The sequence below is a fragment of the Ruegeria sp. CDSB013 genome (assembly GCF_059611165.1).
This window is the reverse complement of the sequence record NZ_JBXWPA010000002.1, coordinates 436638-455075: the sequence shown is the minus strand read 5'-3', so window position 1 is coordinate 455075 and position 18438 is coordinate 436638. Positions and strand designations below refer to the sequence as shown.

The 18438-nt window shown below is 56.8% G+C and carries 23 protein-coding genes and 1 tRNA gene; 6 read left to right on the top strand and 18 right to left on the bottom strand.

What is annotated here, in order from left to right; translation table 11 throughout:
• Positions 1-86: 86 nt before the first annotated feature.
• The 14 genes from AC2FJF_RS05790 to AC2FJF_RS05725 all read right to left on the bottom strand — a co-directional run bounded on the left by AC2FJF_RS05790 (position 87) and on the right by AC2FJF_RS05725 (position 10902).
• On the bottom strand, positions 87-1085 hold the full coding sequence (locus AC2FJF_RS05790) for a TrbL/VirB6 family protein (RefSeq protein WP_496723730.1): 999 nt from the start codon (positions 1083-1085) through the stop codon (positions 87-89).
• A 20-nt stretch (positions 1086-1105) separates the two neighbouring features.
• A complete protein-coding gene (locus AC2FJF_RS05785; protein WP_496723728.1) occupies positions 1106-1282 on the bottom strand; it encodes a DUF4177 domain-containing protein in 177 nt (58 codons plus the stop codon).
• Positions 1275-2270: an ATPase, T2SS/T4P/T4SS family gene (locus AC2FJF_RS05780; protein ID WP_496723726.1), complete on the bottom strand. Its 996-nt coding sequence runs from the start codon at positions 2268-2270 to the stop codon at positions 1275-1277. The genes AC2FJF_RS05785 and AC2FJF_RS05780 overlap by 8 nt, the downstream gene beginning before the upstream one ends.
• A gap of 2 nt (positions 2271-2272) precedes the next feature.
• On the bottom strand, positions 2273-3586 hold the full coding sequence (locus AC2FJF_RS05775; RefSeq protein WP_496723724.1) for a TraB/TrbI/VirB10 family type IV secretion system protein: 1314 nt from the start codon (positions 3584-3586) through the stop codon (positions 2273-2275).
• Positions 3579-4274, bottom strand: coding sequence for a TrbG/VirB9 family P-type conjugative transfer protein (locus AC2FJF_RS05770; protein WP_496723722.1), 696 nt, complete (start codon positions 4272-4274; stop codon positions 3579-3581). Before AC2FJF_RS05770 ends, AC2FJF_RS05775 begins: the two co-directional genes overlap by 8 nt.
• 3 nt (positions 4275-4277) lie before the next feature.
• Positions 4278-4928 (bottom strand): VirB8 family type IV secretion system protein, encoded by a 651-nt coding sequence (locus AC2FJF_RS05765; protein ID WP_496723720.1) that lies wholly within the window; start codon positions 4926-4928, stop codon positions 4278-4280.
• Between the two features lie 4 nt (positions 4929-4932).
• Positions 4933-5712, bottom strand: coding sequence for a type IV secretion system protein (locus AC2FJF_RS05760; RefSeq protein WP_496723718.1), 780 nt, complete (start codon positions 5710-5712; stop codon positions 4933-4935).
• Positions 5709-6857, bottom strand: coding sequence for a lytic transglycosylase domain-containing protein (locus AC2FJF_RS05755; protein WP_496723716.1), 1149 nt, complete (start codon positions 6855-6857; stop codon positions 5709-5711). The genes AC2FJF_RS05760 and AC2FJF_RS05755 overlap by 4 nt, the downstream gene beginning before the upstream one ends.
• Entirely contained in the window at positions 6850-7008 is a 159-nt protein-coding gene (locus AC2FJF_RS05750) for a hypothetical protein (RefSeq protein ID WP_496723714.1), read from the bottom strand. Before AC2FJF_RS05750 ends, AC2FJF_RS05755 begins: the two co-directional genes overlap by 8 nt.
• Positions 7001-9367, bottom strand: coding sequence for a VirB4 family type IV secretion/conjugal transfer ATPase (locus AC2FJF_RS05745; RefSeq protein WP_496723712.1), 2367 nt, complete (start codon positions 9365-9367; stop codon positions 7001-7003). Before AC2FJF_RS05745 ends, AC2FJF_RS05750 begins: the two co-directional genes overlap by 8 nt.
• Positions 9357-9635 (bottom strand): VirB3 family type IV secretion system protein, encoded by a 279-nt coding sequence (locus tag AC2FJF_RS05740; protein ID WP_024096577.1) that lies wholly within the window; start codon positions 9633-9635, stop codon positions 9357-9359. Before AC2FJF_RS05740 ends, AC2FJF_RS05745 begins: the two co-directional genes overlap by 11 nt.
• Positions 9636-9642: 7 nt before the next feature.
• Positions 9643-9933 (bottom strand): TrbC/VirB2 family type IV secretion system protein, encoded by a 291-nt coding sequence (locus AC2FJF_RS05735; RefSeq protein WP_114885057.1) that lies wholly within the window; start codon positions 9931-9933, stop codon positions 9643-9645.
• Complete coding sequence (locus tag AC2FJF_RS05730; RefSeq protein ID WP_496723877.1) at positions 9933-10511, bottom strand: lytic transglycosylase domain-containing protein; 579 nt, start codon at positions 10509-10511, stop codon at positions 9933-9935. The genes AC2FJF_RS05735 and AC2FJF_RS05730 overlap by 1 nt, the downstream gene beginning before the upstream one ends.
• A gap of 64 nt (positions 10512-10575) precedes the next feature.
• Complete coding sequence (locus AC2FJF_RS05725; protein WP_496723709.1) at positions 10576-10902, bottom strand: hypothetical protein; 327 nt, start codon at positions 10900-10902, stop codon at positions 10576-10578.
• A 163-nt stretch (positions 10903-11065) separates the two neighbouring features.
• On the opposite strand from AC2FJF_RS05725, the gene AC2FJF_RS05720 reads away from it, so the two are divergent.
• Entirely contained in the window at positions 11066-11350 is a 285-nt protein-coding gene (locus AC2FJF_RS05720) for a hypothetical protein (protein ID WP_496723707.1), read from the top strand.
• A gap of 284 nt (positions 11351-11634) precedes the next feature.
• Entirely contained in the window at positions 11635-12069 is a 435-nt protein-coding gene (locus tag AC2FJF_RS05715) for a hypothetical protein (RefSeq protein ID WP_496723705.1), read from the top strand.
• Between the two features lie 471 nt (positions 12070-12540).
• On the opposite strand, the gene AC2FJF_RS05710 is transcribed toward AC2FJF_RS05715, so the two are convergent.
• Positions 12541-12753, bottom strand: coding sequence for a helix-turn-helix domain-containing protein (locus tag AC2FJF_RS05710; protein WP_496723703.1), 213 nt, complete (start codon positions 12751-12753; stop codon positions 12541-12543).
• Positions 12754-12910: 157 nt separating this feature from the next.
• Between AC2FJF_RS05710 and AC2FJF_RS05705 the strand changes: the two genes are divergently transcribed.
• The gene (locus tag AC2FJF_RS05705; protein WP_496723701.1) at positions 12911-13552 is read left to right on the top strand and encodes a hypothetical protein; all 642 of its coding nucleotides are present in this window, start codon (positions 12911-12913) and stop codon (positions 13550-13552) included.
• Here the strand turns inward: AC2FJF_RS05705 and AC2FJF_RS05700 are convergent.
• Together AC2FJF_RS05700 and AC2FJF_RS05695 are read right to left on the bottom strand one after the other, a co-directional pair.
• Positions 13549-16395 (bottom strand): UvrD-helicase domain-containing protein, encoded by a 2847-nt coding sequence (locus AC2FJF_RS05700; protein ID WP_496723699.1) that lies wholly within the window; start codon positions 16393-16395, stop codon positions 13549-13551. The two genes, AC2FJF_RS05705 and AC2FJF_RS05700, sit on opposite strands and share 4 nt — an antisense overlap.
• A gap of 40 nt (positions 16396-16435) precedes the next feature.
• Positions 16436-16774, bottom strand: coding sequence for an Arc family DNA-binding protein (locus AC2FJF_RS05695; RefSeq protein ID WP_496723696.1), 339 nt, complete (start codon positions 16772-16774; stop codon positions 16436-16438).
• A gap of 84 nt (positions 16775-16858) precedes the next feature.
• Here AC2FJF_RS05695 and AC2FJF_RS05690 point away from each other — a divergent pair, with 84 nt between their 5' ends.
• From AC2FJF_RS05690 to AC2FJF_RS05680, 3 genes are all read left to right on the top strand, one after another.
• The gene (locus AC2FJF_RS05690; protein ID WP_496723694.1) at positions 16859-17053 is read left to right on the top strand and encodes an Arc family DNA-binding protein; all 195 of its coding nucleotides are present in this window, start codon (positions 16859-16861) and stop codon (positions 17051-17053) included.
• A 23-nt stretch (positions 17054-17076) separates the two neighbouring features.
• A complete protein-coding gene (locus AC2FJF_RS05685; RefSeq protein ID WP_027259529.1) occupies positions 17077-17268 on the top strand; it encodes a hypothetical protein in 192 nt (63 codons plus the stop codon).
• An 80-nt stretch (positions 17269-17348) separates the two neighbouring features.
• Entirely contained in the window at positions 17349-18296 is a 948-nt protein-coding gene (locus AC2FJF_RS05680) for a site-specific integrase (RefSeq protein WP_496723691.1), read from the top strand.
• Between the two features lie 68 nt (positions 18297-18364).
• Here AC2FJF_RS05680 and AC2FJF_RS05675 read toward each other — a convergent pair.
• Positions 18365-18438, bottom strand: a tRNA-Cys gene (locus AC2FJF_RS05675).

Below are 18438 nucleotides of genomic sequence, written 5' to 3'. Positions count from 1 at the left end.
ATGATAACTATGTTTTATCCAACAGTCGCTTTGAAGTCTGCATGGCTACAAGTTTGATCTTGTGATTGCAGGGTAAGTGCGGAAACCTATTCTAGACGTTTCGCTCGATCTGCCACCCTCTGAACCAGTGAAACGGTCGCACCACCTGCCTGGCGCATCCCAGCCCCTGCAATCTCTGCATTTGATCGGGTCCCAAACCGTGCCCGCGCCCGTGACCCTTTGGTGCCAATCAAGCCCTTTGCGAACCCGCCGGGACCGGGAATGCTCGGTGGTCCGGCCATCATGAAGTTGCCTGAGATTGAGCGCACGATCAGCGGGGTCGCGATGATCATGCCGCCTGCGAGGAACATCATCATGAAGAAAGGCACCAGTGCGCCGATGTTGCTCGCACCAGAGGGATCACCGAGTTCGGTCATGAGCGAGCGTGACATGCCGACAACGGTGGAAAACACGCCCGCGATCACGAGAGGATAGAGCGCGTAGGACACAGTGCTGGACAGCCAGCGGTGGAAATAGTCCTTGCTGACGTCGAACAGCGACAGCGCGATCATGATTGGGGCGATGCCGATCATAAAGGCTAGCATGATCTTTGCGAAAATCAGGACAAGGCCGCAGAGCGCGCCGATGACGCCCAGGAGGAATGCGCCGATCGCGCCGATCAGGGCTCCGGCCATCCAATGCATGTTGTCACCAGCCGCGTTCAGGTAGTCGCCGAACTCTTCGATAAGATCGTCAAAGGCCCCGGCAAAGTAGGATGCACCTGCACCGCCCCCGCCAAGTCCTGCCACCATGCCGCCCGCGAGTTGGTCGAGCCCGTTGATGAGGGCGCTAGCCACGGCATTGAATTGGATCCAGTTCATGGCAAACAGAGAGATGAGCATGAGCTTGAGGGCAAACCAGAAAGCGGTCCGCCCATCCATGGACTTGTATTGAAACACCATGTTGAGGAAGACGCCGATCACCGCGAGGGTCGAAGCCACGGCAATGACACCACCCAGCTGACCAGCGACGTTGCCAAAGGTGGTTTGGGCCGCGTCGTCCAGAAAGTTGTCGGTTGTCTCTACCATCCAGGTGACGACGCCCATCGGATCCTCCTTGGTTGGATTTAGGCGCTCTCACCAGTGCGACGCTTCAAGAAGGCCTTCAGGATGTGTTCGCCGTCGAAATCCGGCACGACTGAGACCAGTTCCCAGCCATCCTGACCAAGGGCCGTCAGCTGCGCCTCGATCTTCGTTGGCTTGGTTTTCGCGGTGTTGATCTGTTCAATTTTGTATTCAAACATGGGCTGTTTCCGTTGAATGGGCGGGATCAACCGGCAGGTAGAATTCGGTGATGCCGCGCGCGCCTTCGTGGCGACCGGCCTGGATAATCACATCGATCGAGCGAGTGATGTAGTCGTTCATGTCCTGGTATGTCATGGGCACATCGGTTTTCAGGGCGGCGATGGCGAGGCGCTGCACAGCCAACTGAGGGGTTTCAGCGTGGAGCGTGGTGAGTGAGCCACCATGGCCGGTGTTTATGGCCTCAAGGAAGGTCATGGCCTCTTTGCCGCGTACTTCGCCCAAGACGATACGGTCCGGCCGCATCCGCAGGGTAGAGGTCAGCAGGACATCAGCGCTGCGTGTGGCTTCGTCGCGGTCAGACATCAGTGTGACGACATTGGGCTGCGTTGGACGTAGTTCGGCGGCTTCTTCGATGGTGATGATGCGCTCGTCGGCGGGCACAAAGGAGAGGATCTTACGCGCCGTGACGGTCTTGCCGGTCGAGGTGCCGCCGGAGACGATCATGTTGAGCTTGTGCGTGACGCAGAACTTGATCGCCGCATCGATGTCGCCGGTGGCCACGACATCGCGCAGCTCGGCGTTGCGCTTGCGCCGCGCACCTTCATTGTTGCGTTCTTTGCCGAAGAGATAAGACAGTTTGATCTGATCCAATGGCAGCTCCGCAAAGAACCGCAAAGAAATCGCGAAACCGCCCTCAACTGCCGGAGGCTGGATGACTTGCGCGCGGATGGGGCGGTCGCGGTAGGTAATGCTGACCGAGACGATGGGTTTCGTTCGGCTGAGCGTGGTGTTCGCGGCGGAAGCAATCTGATTGCCAAGGTCCTTGATCTCGTTTGGCGAGAGCTGTCGATTGACGGACCGCATAAAGTGATCACCCTGAAACTCCGCCCACAGCGTGCCGTCAGGGTTGATGCAAAGCTCGATCAGCTTGGGGTCACGCGCCTCGGGGATCTTGTCCATGGAACTTTGCAGATAGCTGGCAACCATGGTTAGAAAATCTCCAGATCACGATCGGCCATCACTGTGACGCGGGTTCCTTGGTCGACATAGATCACGGGCGCGACGGAGAGGTATTCGCCGATCACGCTTTGAGCGCTGTCTTGCAGGTCTTCGCCAATGCCTTCCAGAACTTCAGAAGTGATCTCATCTTCGGTGTTCTGGGCTGCCACGGCGGGCAAGGCTCCGATCAGCGATATCAGGGCGGCTGACCCAAACCGGGTGCCAAAGCGGCTGTCGACAAAGCCGGTCGTGCCAGACCGCCCCAGTTCATCACCACCAAAGGCGCTGATTTCGACGGTCTGGTTGCTGGGCAGAATGATCCGGTCCCAGGCGATCGTGACGCGTTGCTGCGCAATGTCGAGACCGGATTGATACCGCCCGATCAGACGTGCGCCGCGTGGGATCAGGATCCTCGAGCCGTCATAGGCGTGGACATCTTCCGATACCATCGCGCGGACCTGACCGGCGAGTGAGCTGTCGATTGCGGTCTCCAGAACAGCCTGGATCATCGTGCCCTGAACAACCGTGTTTGACGGGTTCACGATCAACCGGGCTTGCGTCACCTCAGCAGGTTCAGCGCCGTTGCGGACAAAGTCTGTATCGCCATCAAGTCGCCGCTGCTGCGCTGCGGTTTCTTTGTTGCCGTTACCCGAACCGCCAAAGGCGATGATAGGACTGGCGATGCGGGCGTGGAGTTCCTCAAGTTCTGCTTGCCGCCGCCGCTCGAGTTCCTGAACGCGCAGTTCTTCGGCAGTGGGGCCGGTTGGTGCGGGCGTGCGCGGCGTTTCCAGGCGCGCAAGCTCTAGATCATTCTGCAGTCGCTGGATTTGTCGGGCACGTTCTTCCAGCTCCTCGCGCAGGGCGGTTTGCGTCGCAGCGGCCTCACTGCGCAAGGCATCGATCTCTGCGCCCAAGGTGTCCAGCGCCTCTGTGTCGACGGCCGGAGCCTCAGGTGCAGGTGCGTTGCGCAGGGCTTCAAGCTCGGACCGCAAAGCGTCCATTTGCGTGCGCAGCTCTTCTGTCTCGTTGTCTGCTGGCGGCTCCGGCGGCGGGGTGGTGTCAATTGGTGCAGGCGTGGGCTCGAGCGCACCAAAGCCCGGTCCCGCTGCTTGGAACTCATCCGGGGACGCGGTTCCTAGGCTTTCGGGTTCAGCGCCACCAGAGAACAAGAGCAAGAGACCGCCAAGAGCCGCGATTGCCACAATTCCCACGGCAATAGTGACAACAGACGGTTGGAGCTTTCGGTTTTGTGGTTTGCCTTCAAGCGCTTCGAGGCGCTTCTTAAACTCAGCCGTTTCACTCATCGTGGTTTGCCTCGCTCATCTCTTGGACGCAGATCTCGTCCTCGCCGAGCCTGAGAACCCATCGATCGCTGACACCTGACACACGGATCACGCCGTCTGGCCGCGCGAGCGCATTCACGCTGCGCTCATTGCCGTTTGACCAACGAAAGATCGCAGGCAGCGGCGCGTTTGCGGTAAAGCGGAAGTAAGTGAAGATGCCGTCGTCCCAAACCTCGCGCGGAGTGATTTCGGACCGCGCGCTGACGCCATAGGCGTGGTTTGCTGGCGCGTTCGCTGCCACACGCGCTTGCCGAGGGGACGCCTCGGGATAGGTGAAGCGGATAACATAGAACGTCGGAGAGCTCGCCTCGGTCACGTTAAAATAATAACTGCGCCGGTTGGTGTAGACAGTGATGTTGGTATGCGCGCCGCGCGAAACCGGCTTGATCGCGAAGGCCTGACCACCGGGCACGCCGTCCAAAAGGAACCCTTCAGTGTCGCCCGCAATGATCGAGCGGATGGTCTCGCCCTGGCCAAACTCAATGCTGGTCACATGGGTCAGGCTGGTGCGGATACGGTAGACCTGCCCATCCTGATAGGTGGCCAGCCGGACGCGGGCATCAAAGGGGCCTTGGCGCGGCTGCGTTTCGGCATAGGCGGTGCCAGCAAGCGGAACAATTAAAGCGAGGATCAGGAATAGGCGGCGCATTGGTTACTCCAGACGATCTGAGCGGATCGCGTATTCGGTGACAGTGAAGCCGAAAGGGTTCTGCCAGACATCATCGATCGACCGGCTATTCTCGGGCCGAAACTCAAACATCAGGGTTGCGGTGAAGAGCCCGTTTTGAGTGCCGCGCGGCGAGTTCAAGCGCTTGCGCAGACGCACCTGGGCACGGTTGGCGCTGATATGGGTGATCGACAGAACCTCGACATCGAGCCGCGCATCTGTGCCGTAGCTGTCGGGCGGATAGGCTTCGTGGCCGCTGGTCCATAATGCGCGCAGCCCTGCAGCTGCCGCGCTGTCCGACTGGTCCAGGACCCGCCGCACACGCACATCATTGTCGAGCTGATTGTATGTCTCTCGATCGATGACATAGCGGTAGACCTGCGCCTCGATGATAGCGGGGCGTTCCGTGAGTGAGACCGCTTCAACCACGGCATTGGGGAGGGCCATGCCGGTTTCGCTATCAAAGGGCACGATCATGGGCGGCGGGTCCACGTCGAACAGAGCGACAAGAGCAGCGGCGAGACAACCTGCCATGCCAAACGCCATGCCTGTCAGCCCCAATTTCTGCCACATGAGCTCGCGTCGTCTTGCGCCGTAGACGAGCTCTTCTTCGATGACTTCGGCCTCGCTGTTCATGGGGTCAGTCCGCGCGAAGCTCTGGCAGGGTGAAGTCCATGTAGCGGCGCTCTTCGGCCAGCGTGGCGGCATCCACCACGCCGGATTGACCTGCGCCGACAGTCTGAATGGCTTCGAGCTCCCACATGCGTGTAATGGCAATCGCCAGCTCTGCAGTGACGCGGGTGTTGTGATCGACGGCTTCTTTGAGCGTTTCCATATCGGGGATCAGCGAGACCAGCTGATCGACCCGTTCGAGTGATTGCGCGGCCTCTTCATAGCTGTTTTCGGCCGCCGCTGACATCACCGCCCCGGTGCCTGCCTGGCTGGCAATGCGCTCAGCCCCTGGATTGCCGCTGCTGGCCATGTCGGAGAGGGTATCTTGATCAAAGCCTGCATCTTCCAGGGCTTGCGTCATGCGGCCTTCCATCTGTGGGGCCGCATTGCCGATCAGGCCGCTGAAATCGCCGCTCTGGATTTGCCGGATGGTGCCGAGGAGATCGCCGAATTCTTGATCAAGCAGCCCGTCCAAATCGCCACCCATGGCCATCTCAATGATGTCCGTCGCGCCGGTCAAGGCCGCATAGGTCTCGTTGAGCGTGTCGAGTTGCTGCTGCACCAGATCGAGCTGTTCGAGAAGAGTGTCGAGCTGGTCGGTCTGAATCCCGAAATCCTCCAGCATTTGCTGTAGCTGGCGAATTTCCTGGGCGATGTTGCGCGTGTCGACCGTGGGGACACCTTGGGCAAATAGGGGTGAAGCAACCAACAGCGCGCAAGTGGCAGCGGTAGTAAGAAAGCGGATCATCGTAATGCCTCCAGATCGAATTGCATGAAGTCTTGTTCGCGTGCCTGCGCGGCCGCTATGGCCAGCTCTGCGGCGCTGAGCGGGCGGGTTTGGGCGGCCTTGAGGCGCGTGCGGATGGCGATCAGGCGAGCGACTTCGGCTCGCGCATAGGTGTTGAGCGACATGGCCGCGTGAATGTCGTCAGTTTCGCCAATGCGCCTGATGATGTCCTGAACGCGCTGCGCGGCCGCTTGCACCGAGACCATGGAATAATCGCCATAGACCCCTGCGCCGAAGGAGGTGAGGCTCATGGTCGAGTTTGCGAGCAAGACGGGATCGATGGTGCCGTGTGCGTCAACGCCGCCGACACGGGCAAGGTAGAGATTGTAGCGCTCAGGAATGATCTGAATGTAGTGCTGGGTCTCGGCAAAAGGCGGCACGCCACCGTAGCGCTGCACGTTGCCGGGACCGGCATTGTAGGCGGCTAGCCCGTGAATGATGTTGCCGTCAAACATGGCCAGCATCTGCGCCAGATACCGCGCGCCGCCTGTGACCTGGATGTAGGGGTTTTCATAGTAGGCTGGATAAATCCCGAGATCCTGCGCCGTTCCGGGCATGATCTGGGTCAGGCCGAATGCGCCAACAGGGGATCGCGCGCCGATGGTGAAGCGGCTTTCTTGCCAGATCAGGGCCTGCAATAGGCAGCGCCATTGCTTGGGCGACAGACCCGCCGCGCGCACGCCAGACATGTGGTGCGTTTCTTGCGCGGCACGAATTATCAGCTCTTCAATCGATCCCGAGGCATCGCCGAACATCTGGGCTGCGCCTGGGTTCGGGTCGACCGAACTATAGAGCGTCTCTGCAGCGCTTTCAGGTGTTGATCCAGCTTCCAAACTCGCGACCAGCGCGCCGGAACTCCCGCTGGCCAACGTCGCGGCATCAAGGATGTCTTCCAGGGCTTGAAGTTGCTCTTGCTCGAACTCTTCAAGCTCTTCTTCTTTGGTCAACCGATCCCGCTGGAGCGCTAGATCCTGTTCGCCTTGCTGCAGCACGCGCTCGCGCTGCAAAAACATGCCCGCATCAAATATGGGCACGCCTTGGGCATAGGCCAATGGCGCGGCGAAACAGACTAAACCCGCAAAGATATGCAGGCGGTGCTTACTCACCGAGACCACCAATCGGTCCAAGAAGCTCGAAATTGCAGTTGCTGCGGCTGACCTCAGCAAAGGAGTTGAAGCAGTCTGCTTCTGATGACCGGTATTCCGCGCAGGCTGTCAGGGTCAAAAGAGTGAGGGTCAGCACGAAAAGTCTACGCATTAATCTGTCTCCAAAAATCGGGGTTCTGGCGATAATCCGCGCCGACCAGCGCTTCGCCTTTTTCCATGCCGCCAAGGATCGTGAGGTAGGGGCCAAGGGCGCTCAGATCAGCGTCGATCACCACCGAGCCCTGATCATCGCGCACCAGCGCCAGACGAGAGTTGCTGCCTGTGCCGAGCAAAACGCTGAGCTCTTTCTCAGAAAGGCCCAGCATGGTGTAGTCACTGGCCGAGGCGCGGATGTTGGGAAGCAGGAGTTGCGTGGGCACAGCCTCAACAATCGTCTTGCCGGTGCGCGTTTTCTCAAGCTGGCTTGCGTATTGGGTCATCATCACGACAACCGCGTTCTGTTTGCGCGCCGTGACCAGCCAGTTGCTCAGCCGGTCTGCGAAATACGGATTGTCGAGTGCTTTCCACGCCTCATCGATGATGATTAATGTCGGCTTGCGATCTTCAATCACGCGTTCCACCCGCCGAAACAGATAGGACAGGACCGCCATGCGTTCTTTCTCGCTTTCGCTATCGAGAATGCCGGTCAGGTCGAACCCAACAATATCACCATCGAGCGAGAAGGTATCCTCAGCGCTTTGGCCAAAGATCCAGCCATAGCGGCCATCTGCGGTCCATTCCTGAATCCGTTCGAACAGATCGCCTTCGTCCGCCCCGGCCACAAATAGGGATGCCAGATCCTGCCAGTTGCGAAGGGCGGCATCGCTCGCCCCGGCGTTCTGGCGCACCACCTCTTGAATGCGATTGATTTGAACCGGGCTCAGGGGTTTGTCAGCGCGATGAAGCAGTGTGGCCAGCCAATCCGAAAGCCAGGCTTGCCCGCGCCCGTCGATTTCGGTGCGCAGCGGGTTCAGACCGGTTGCTTCACCTGCCTTGATGGCGCTGTAGCGCCCGCCATTGGCCCGCACGGCCATTTCCATGCCAGCGCGATAGTCGAAGACAAAGATGCGCGCGTCGCAGCGCCTGGCTTGGGTCATGAGAAAGGCTGACAACACCGACTTGCCGGAACCAGGACGACCGAGGATCAAGGTATGCCCGCCGGTCGGTTCTTTGTCTGGCTGACCCGTCTCGTGGTAATTGAAAAAGAAACCCGAGCGTTCAGGCGTTGGAAACAGGGTGATCGGTTTGCCCCAAGGCACTTTGTGTCCGGGTTTGCCAAGTTGACCGCGATGCAGCGCTGCGAGGTCAGCAAAGTTCGTGTTTGTGATGGCGGCCTTACGGCTGCGCATCTGCCCATTACCCGGATGCTGCGCGAAATAATGCGTCCGCGCTGCAAAGCTCTCGTTCACCAGATTTACGCCTTCACTGGCCGCGATATTGCGTACCTCAGCCGCGATGGCTTCCAGCTTTTCCTCGGTCTCGGCGAAAGCCGTGACCGTCATGTGATGATCGCCGAAGCTAAGCCGCTTGGATTCCAGTTCGTCAAGCGCGTCGACCAGTTCTTCGGCGAGGGAAATCGCGCCATCATCGCTTGCCTTCATCAGGCGCTGTTGGCGCTTGATCCGGCTGGCCATGATGTTGCTGTTGATCGGCGTGAAGGAATGTGTGACCACCATGTCGACAGGCAGGTTCAGCTCATCGAACATGGTGCAGTTGGTCTTGGCCGGGTAGGTCTTTATGGCAAAGCTGGTGCCAAACCGCTTGCCCGCCGTCCCATCGTCGAGCGTGAAGCCTCGCCCGTGAAACGTGACGCGCGTGTTGGCCACATCTTCGGCAATGATGCCAAAGCGGGATTTGGCGAAGAGCGGCCGTTCCTGGCCGATGTTGAGCGCGCCGAGGAAACCCAGCAGCTCGCCATTTTCGGCCCCAAGAAAGCGGGGATTCAGCTCAGCAAAAGACGACAGCAGAAAACCGACGACTTCCTCGAGCTTGCGCAACTGCTTGGCCGTTTGGTCTTTCAACTGAGAGAGAGAGTCTGCACGTTTCAGGCGCAGCCGTGCGCCGAGGGGAGGGCGTTTCAGCACCGTGAGTGTGAGTGTCTTGTCCCGCAGGCCCGCCTGCGCCATGGCCCGCTGCCAGCGGGTGTCCAGCGCTTGCGCAAACCCTTCCTCGCGAACCGGTGGCAAAGCAGTCTCAATCGCTTTTGAGACCTTGTGCACGTAGAAACTGTACTCTGGCCCGATCTGGGCGATGATCGCTGCGAAGAGCGCGCGGATCTTCTCCAAATGTGCGTCATCGCTGGTCATGCTGTTGACGCCATCAAGGCGCATGCACTGGAACAGCGCATTGCCGCGCGTACGGATCGTCACGTCATTCACGAGGCTGACATAGGGCAGCATGCTGGCCATCGGGCGCTCTTTGCGCGCCCAGTCCGGTAGCGTCGCAAGATCATCCGAGGGGTTATGGAGCATAGCTGTCCCCCGAATGGATCTTGCGGTTCGGGGTGGGCGGCGTTTCCTGCAGCGCTGTGACCATTACCTCAAGAAAGGCCGGATCCCAGTCAGCGGCTTTCCACAGCGCGGGATAAGCCAGAGCGGCGATGATGATCACCGGCCAGCTCTGAACCCAGAGAAACAGCAACACAAACCCGAAGAGCCACACCATGGCATACATGATCGGCAAGCCGATGAGCTTTGGCGGCCGGATCAGGCCGAGGAAGAGGCGGGTTTGCGTTGCCATGCTGAATTTACGCGCCCCAGATGGCGGTCACGATGGTCGGTGCTGCTGCGATGCCTGCAATGGCCACCAGTACCCAAAGGGCCTGGCGGAAATCCAGGATGCCGAAGAGCCAGGAGAGGAACACGCCGATCAGGGCCAAGGTGCCAATGACAATGCCCAGGGGGCCGGTGATCGTGTCGACAATGCCCTGCAGCAGGTTCTGGACCGGCGAGAGGTCGATACTTTGCGCAAGCGCGGGGTTGGCAATCATCAAGCTGGCCAGAGCCAGCGACAGGATCGTGCGGAATTGAATGTGCATCAGGAGGCTCCAGTCAGTCGGTCACGCACAGCCATGACGCGGCGCACGTGATTTTGGGTTTCTTGGTAAGGAGGAATGCCGCCATAGCGCGCGACCGCGTCTGGCCCCGCGTTATAGGCAGCGAGCGCTAGTTCGGGCGTGCCAAACTGCGCCAACATCATCAGAAGGTAACGCGCGGACCCGTCGAGGTTTGCCTGCCAGTCATGCGGATCGACGCCGAGCTGCGCGGCCGTCGCGGGCATCAACTGACCGAGGCCGATCGCGCCCGCCGAGCTGCGCGCAGTTGGTCGATAGGCGCTTTCGATCTCGATATTGGCTTGGAAGAGGGCCTGCCATTCCGTCACCGACAGACCCGCGCGACGCAACGCCGGGTGCCCGCCATATCGATGCGCGGTGCTTTCAAGGGCTGCGAGGATTTCTGGGCGGGGAACTGCCCGGGCGGATGCAGGAGGCGGGTCTACAGTCTCAGGCGCTGCAAAAACGATCAGCTCTGGCGAACTCGCACCAATCCCGTCGACATAGTTTTGTGCAAAACCTGATTGGGGCGCTTTGGTCTCCAGCTGGCCATCGGCGCGCATGGAGAGCACGAAGCCTTCAGAATAGGCGGGTGCAGCAATGTATGCTGCCAGAATGGCAAGTGGCTTAGCCCGCGTCGTCCAGCTTGTGTGAGGCAACCTTTCCTTCGAGCATCGGGATCGAGACGATCGAGACGCCCAGCCCTGCAAGGAAGCTGGATAAGCCGTTGATTGTCTTGAACTCTCGGGCAGCCATGTTGTTGCGCGCTGTAACCAGCAGGCGACGCGTCTCGCCATCAGGCGAGATGCAATGCACGGTCCAAACCCCGGACCACTGAGCACCTGTACGTTTGGGCGTAACCCGGCACACAACATCCGCCGAGTGCCCCTCGGCAAGCAGTGTGCGCAGCCCGTCTTCACTGACAACATTGGGGGCGTCTTGCATCAAATTCATAGGATCGAGCCTTGCAGAATTGTGCATTAGCCCGGCAGTCCCTCATGGACTACCGGACCGATACAATATTATAATCTTGCAATCAATAGGTGCAATTTGAGTTGTTGCGCCCTTCATGCGTTGAAACAAATTTACTGCAACGGAGTGGCTGAGCCAAGATAATATGGCGCTTTTGAAACAAACACGGGCGGTTTTGGTCGTTCTGAACTGGGGTTCTGCCGCGATCGCGGGCATTTGCCTGCCGCCTGCGCCGCCTTGGATGCCGACCAATGCCGACGACGTGCGGGAATATGCTGACCTGTTGAGGCGCGACGCGGAGACGTATTTCGCTGATGTTGAGCAATATTTCCGTTGCCTTGATCAGCAGCGCCGAGAGGTCTTCGAACAAGCGCGCGAGGTCAGCGCGGATTATGTACACATGCTAGAGAGCTTACAAGCCAAGGAATAAACACCGATGTCGATGCTAACGCAGCTTGGTTGAGCGTGACGCCAAGAATGCTAAACTCTCTTTCTTTCACGGGGCTACTCGGCCAGTGGAATGGGCAAAGCGTGCTTCGCACCCGGAGGCACATAGCCTCGAAAAAATGTTCAGTCTTCGATGAAATTGGTCATCCATTTGCCTTTAACAAACTGATACACTTTCAAGATTTAGTATTGGGTTGTACTGATCAACGGTAGATTTGAATTGTTTTGGAAGATTGAATGCTAAGGAGTAACCTTCGACTAGCTAGCTTGTTTCTGCTTGTAGCGCTCAACGTCTCCGCTTGTGCGGATCCGTTTTATAGTCGCGAATTAGAAGAGATTGGGAAGAGGGCTGACTTGTCGGTGGTCAACTCATCCGATCTGTGTGATGCGGCATCATATTTTACCTATGATACGAATCCTGAAAAGCGAGGAAATGCTAAACGGCTTTTGGCCGAGGTGCTCAGCCGAGGTGAATTGTCACGAAAAGACTTTAACAGCGCGTTAACTGGTGACGTTGAGCTCGGGATGACTGATTTGGCTGCCACTTGTGCTTGGGGGTTGCCTGACGAAGAAGAAGAATACTACCTTTCCGATGGCCGAAAGTACTCGCGTTGGACCTACAAATATGGCGACTACGGGCTCGAAGGAGACACTTTGGAATTTGTCAATGATCGAGTGGTCTCGATAAGAACGGGCAGCTGACAATGGAAGGCTTGTTTACAGCGCTTGTCGCCCTGTTTGCGCTTTTTGTCGTGCTTTGGCTGTATGTTCTACTTCCTGCGGGTATGGCAGGGCGCAGAAACCGCAGCCAGTTGATTTGGGTGCTTATCAGTCTTTTTGGATCGCCTATCCTGGCTTGCTTGCTTTTGTTGGCTTTGGGTGACGCGGAATAGTGGTGTTTAGCGTGCTACCAGCGCTGACAGGTTTCGTTAAGGAGCCCCGCTAGTCTGCTTGCTCATTCCGTTTTAGCCTTATCTAGACCCAGCTCGATGGCTGATTTCGCGTACCGCCTAGACATACCAGACTTCAAGGACTGGTTTTCCTCAAACAATGCTGCCTGTGTCTCACCGTTATCCCACTGGTACAGAAGGCCGATTTCTTCGCCTGTCTTGATGCACGTAATGCGGCCGATGGCTTCGGCCGTTGTGCGAACACTCGTAAATTCGGGCAATATCAGCCCCTCTTGTTAAATAACTCTTGTGGGTCGACTTCGAGAGCAAGCGCGATACGCTCCAGAACATCGACAGATGCTGAATTCTTGGCGAGTTCGATCTCGCTGATATAGCTGCGATCCACGTCGGCAGCCAACGCTAGCTGTTCTTGGCTCAATCCTCTGGAACTTCTTATATTCCGGACATTTAACCCTACTCGTTCCCGTAAATTCATGGCCTGTCTTCGGCCATACAACGAGGCTCTCTCTACGGAATATATTCCACAAAACGCGCGAGAGATGTTCTCGGCGGTTGCCCGCATATGGTGTGAAGGCAAAAATTGAGAGAATGTTGCAATACTATCCTTATGTTGACAAAAGGAGTTGTGAGGCATGGTGAGTAGATTGTTGGAAAACTGGTTCTGTGGATTGGTCGTGGCTGTCTTGGCCAGTTGGGTTCCGCAGACCGTGAAAGCTTACCAAGTTGACTGCGCCATTCTGCTTTGCCTGGCTGGTGGGTGGCCCGCGTCAGCAGAATGTGCCCATGCCCGCGCCGTGTTTATCCGTCGGATCACGCCCTGGCCGATTGAGCCGCCGTTGCAAATCTGGCGTTGCCCGATGGGCGTTTCTGAGCTTGCGCCTCTTCAAAGTACGATCCCAAGGATTTGGGAGGCCAGCGACCAATCAGGTCAGACTCTTGGCCAATTCATTCTGGCACAGGTGGTCGAAGGTGGTGCCGATATCGACATCAGTGGCTTGGAATTCGATTTCGTCCGCTCGATCCGCGTTTGGGACGTGCGGCACTACAGCCATCGCGAACGTGGCCGCGACGATGATTGTTCTGAGAGTTACAACATGCGCCTTGGCACCTACGGCACGCAGGGCGAATTCGGTTGGCAGCGCACGACACCAGCTGCTGCCCCGCAATGGGTTCTACCGTCACGGCGCTGTTCGTCGTCAAATTGGCGACGAGGCGTCGGTGTGGAATGGGAAGATCACGAAGGCAACCACGGATATGAGTGGGTGGCCTACTAATGCCTAATGCCCTTTTTTCCGTTCCCGTTTTGCCGTTTGGTGAATTGTGCTGTTGTTCGACAACGAGGGAACGAAGAGCACCCAAGGAAAGGTTCGTCGTTTTGCCCCAGTCGGAGAACCATGGTGCCTTGATAGCATGTAGGGCATTTCGCCCCTTCAGCTATGGGGTCTTTTAGTCGAATGGATTTCATCGATGAAGCGCTGCTTCTACCAACCGAAAGTAGTCGCTTGGTATAATCACATTCTGGATGCGCGCTGCACGCTTCAAACGGCCCAAATCGTCCGTTCTTTTGGCTCAGAGTGCCAGCCCCGCATTTTGGGCAGACCTTCAACGTAGCCTTTTCGCTTTTAATCTCGGTATGCCCGTCTTTGGCGAGCTCGACGACAAATCTCGAAGGCTTGTCCTGCAATGTGTAGATGCGCGTTTGTCGGCGGGCGCGAGTCAGGGCAACATAGAAAAGGCGGCGCTCCTCAGCCAGTGGAAAGTCATCGGGCTCTGGCATCGCGAGCTGCAATGCAGGGTCATCAACGATTTGGCTTGGAAAACCCATCAAGCCTTCGGTGACATTGAGAAGCATCACATAGTCAGCCTCGAGGCCTTTTGCGGCATGGGCAGTAGAATAACTGAGCTCAAGTTGATCGCCATAGGCGCGCTTCCAACTGTTGAAGCTGGCGGGCTTATCCTTGTGATAACGGCCCAAGAGCATGATCGTGATTTTGTTGCCGTTGGGAACGTCAAGCTGGCCATTTTTGGCGGCACCATGCAGCTGCCTAAGATCTTTCTCGATGCGCTCATGAGCGCCACTCATCGTCTCCGCTGCAAATGTATGAAGTCCGGCTCTTTCATAAGTGTTGGTGGTTTCAACAGTCTTTCTTATTTGGATGGGATTCTTCTGGATGAAGTCGCTGGATGCTTCGCACAAAACCTGAGGGCATCGGAACGTTTTGCTTAGTGTGAGCTGTGTGGCGTTCGGGAATGTTCGGTCGAAACCGGTCATGACAGAAATATCGGCACCAGCGAAACGGTTGATCCCTTGCCAGTCATCGCCAACAACGCACAAGCTTGCGGAAGTCCCTGCGCTTTCTATGAGGGCTTTGAGTAAACGCAACTTAGCCTGAGAAACATCCTGAAACTCGTCCGCAAGAACCATGTTGAAGGGGCTTTGATATTTACCTTCTTTCAGGTGCTTGATTGCATCGAGCAACATGTCATCGAAATCGATGCAGTTTTCGACGGCAAGACGCCGCTGCCATTCCTCGGCGACCCTTTCGTAGAGCTTAATGAAGCGCGTTAGCCGGTCGCGGTGGCCACGCTTATGATTAGAAATCTTCTGGTGCAAGTCCCTCGGGCTCAGTCCATTGCTTTTGACATGCTGCTGGAAAGCACGGATCGTCGAGGCTAGTTGCTTGGTTGGAATTGGCTCTTGGCCGGTGGGTTTGCGGTTCTCGTCGAACTCTAGAACTTCACCGTTTTTTTCCAGTTCGGATTTCAGCCGATCCAGGTCGTTACCGTTTCGCAAGCCATGCGAGGTGGTTTCGAATAGCTGGGTTCCTTTTTCGTCGTGTAGCTCCCTTTTCCAGAGGACACCCGAAACATAGTCGCCGGAAAAATGGGCCGGTGCCTTGCCATGCGCGTCCAGCGCAAAATGCTCGTGGTAGAGGTGCAAGCGGGGGTAATAAAAGTCAGGATGGTATTGGGAGTGCGCTTCTGTGGCAGTGTCGTGTTCGTATGCTCGTTCGTACTCATATGGCACGCCGTGGTAGAAGAGAAAATCGCAGATCATGCGCTCTTCTTGGCTCTTAACCAGTTTCCCGTCTGCAGTTGGAATGCTGCCTTTACCTATGACGTCGGTTTGCGGTTGCTTGAGCTTGTCCCACTCATCAATGCCGCGACCGTAGACCGTTCTGAACAGATCCCAGTCAAGCCGGAAGCGGGGATCGCGTTGGCGAAGATCTTCTACAATTTCTGAGACGGCTTGAACGTCTTTGCCTGGTTCAACCCAGTCAGCCAACCTTGGCTTTCGCCCGGTGCTCTTTCCGATTACCTCCAGGCCGAAAGCATTGAATGTCCTTACATTAATGCGTTGAACATTTGGAAAATCACCAAGGCGTTCTTTGATACGAGCTTCCAGTTCGTCCTTTACAGATCGGTTGAACGCAAGGATCAAAATCTCCTCAGGTGGGACCAAGCCCTCCATTAGGGCATACCCGACACGTGCAACGATAGTTGATGTTTTACCGGATCCTGCGGCGGCAACGATTTGAAGCGCGTTGTCCATGCAGATACAGCAATCCATTTGCTCATCTGTGAGCGGGTTCCGCTCGATCGACGAAAAAAAATCGCTCAACCGTTCTTTCTGTTTTTTGCCAAAAGCGGCGTTGGCCGCATCAAACTCCTTTGCAAGAGCCTTCTGAAAATGCGGATACTGCGAAGTGGGTTCAGCTTCTTCGCTCCCGTTCTTAGATGGTGGAAAGCGTCGGACAATGTTCTCGGCTTCACCTTTGGGGATCCATCTGTTCGGTTCAATGGATGTTGACCAAGCGCTGCGCCAATCTGAATACTCGGAACTGGGCCCAATTGCTGGGCCTCTCTTTGGAACGACCCTCGTTGAAGGGGAGGATCGCTCCACTTCTTGGTCGCCACCACCCCAGCCATTGATTTTGTTAAACCAGCTACCCAACGCCACTGTGATAGCAAGAACATGCGGCATAGCCGCGATCAAACAAATTGGATTGAGGCAAAAGCCGAAGAATAGAAGTTGATTGAGGACCATCACAACTATGAAGGTCCAAGTATAGGTTGAGGCAACGTGTTTCGTGCGCTGCCAAAGTGTTTTGGGCATTTTTTTCTCGGCAGATTCTGGAGGTTAAACGTTAAATTCGCTAACCATTGCCGCCTTTCTGATTGCTCTGATGAATCGCCTCCATCCGAGCGGTAATGTCGCTCGCGATGCTCTCGTACAGCGCCGCTTGGCGCTCTCTCGCTGAGCCCGGTTTAGGCGCTCTGCGTCGTATTCTTTTGGCAAGCCAAAAAAGAAGCCTTGCAGCCGGATCGGTGACGTTTTCCGGTACAGGGGCCGGATAGTTTTCTTCGAGGAGGGCAACGACCTCAGCATTCATGCTGCGATGGTTAGCCTCAGCCGCGAGGCGTATTCGATCGCGCAAGCCGTCTGGCAGACGCACGATGAATTTATCCTGATTTTGAGAGCTATGTTCTGGCATAGTGGCACTGTGCCATAAAAAGCAATTGACGCAATAGTGGCTAAGTGCCACTAACAGGTTGTGGTTTCAACCTGGAGGCGTTTCATGAAAAGTCGTAAACCAATGCAGCTGCGGCTTCCGCAAGAGCTCAAAGAGTGGATCAAGGCGGAGTCAGATCGCAATGGAAACTCCCAAAATTCAGAAGTGATCCGCGCCATTCGCGCGGCGAAAGACAGGCGGTCCACACTCGGATCAGTTGGAAATATCGATATGAGTCAGGGTGATAGTGCGCGTTGTTGACGATTAAGAGAGGTGTCGATCAGATGACCAAAGCAAGTGTACAGACAAAGGCTAGACAGGCAGCCTCCGCCTTCATCCGCGAGGCGCGGGAGGCAGGTTGGCAGCGGGCAAAATTTGAGATCAAGCCTGATGGCAGTGTCATCGTCGATGCCAACATGGTCGCGCCAGAGGCGGCAGACGACTTTCTCAACAGTGACCTGAGAATGGGCGAATGACTCGCAAGAGCTTGCCCAAATACGTCTACAATGACCGGGGGTATCTCCGGTTCATCCGGCGTTCGCGCGGTATCTCGGTCATGATGCACGAGGAAGCGGGCACGCCGGAATTTTGGGATCACTACAATCGCTTGCTAAAGGGAAAGCCAGCGCCTGCGCCGGTGAAGCGCAATTTTGAGGCGCTGATCCTGAGTTACTACGAGAGCGACGCCTACAAGAAGCTGAAGCCCCGAACTAGGTCCGATTATCGGCGGTACATCAGCCACATTCGTGAGATCTGGGCCGACAAAGACCCGGCGAGGATCGAAACCCATCACATTTACGAATTGCACCGCGCCAATGCGGATCACTGGCGGCAAGCCAACTACCTTGTCCAGGTCATGGTCGTCTTGATGAATCACGCCCGATTGATCGGCTTCATCAAGAAAGAGCACGGCAATCCGGCGAAGGGTATTCCGCTTTTCAAGCAGCAGAGCGACGGCTGGGAGCCGTGGCCAGATGATGTTCGGGAAGAGTTCGAAGCGCTGGCTTCAAAACGGGCGCGGCTGGTCTACGAGCTTTGCGTTGGCACAGGCCAGCGCATTGGCGATGTCGTGAAGATGAAGTGGGAGCACTTCTCCGATGAAGGATTCGATTTCACGCAGGGCAAAACCGACAAGCCTCTTTGGATCCCGCTCACCGACCGCCTGAAAACCCACCTCGAAGGCATTGCGCGAACAGACGGCACTGTCGTGACCGACACCAAGGGGCAGCCAGTGAGCTACCGGATCGTTGCGGAGGAAATGCGCACCATCAAAAAGAAGATGAAGCACGAGAAGGCGAGCTACTACAAAACGCACGGGCTGAGGAAAAATGCGACGATCGAGCTGTATCTGGCTGGATGTGATGACGAAATGGTCAAGGCGGTCACCGGCCATTCAGGCGTTGAGATGCTGAAAAAGTACGGTGGGCCGATCCGGCAAAGAGAGCTCGCCAAGCGCGCTCAAGAGGCAAGAAATCAAATGGAACGAAGCAAGACCGAAACGTGAAAGTTTCAACGGTTGTTTCAAAAATGGCAGTGAAGGAGAGTAGGGATGACGCAAGTCATTGATTTTATTGGAGGCGAGTACCGGAATCGAACCGGTGTACACGGATTTGCAATCCGCTGCGTCACCACTCCGCCAACTCGCC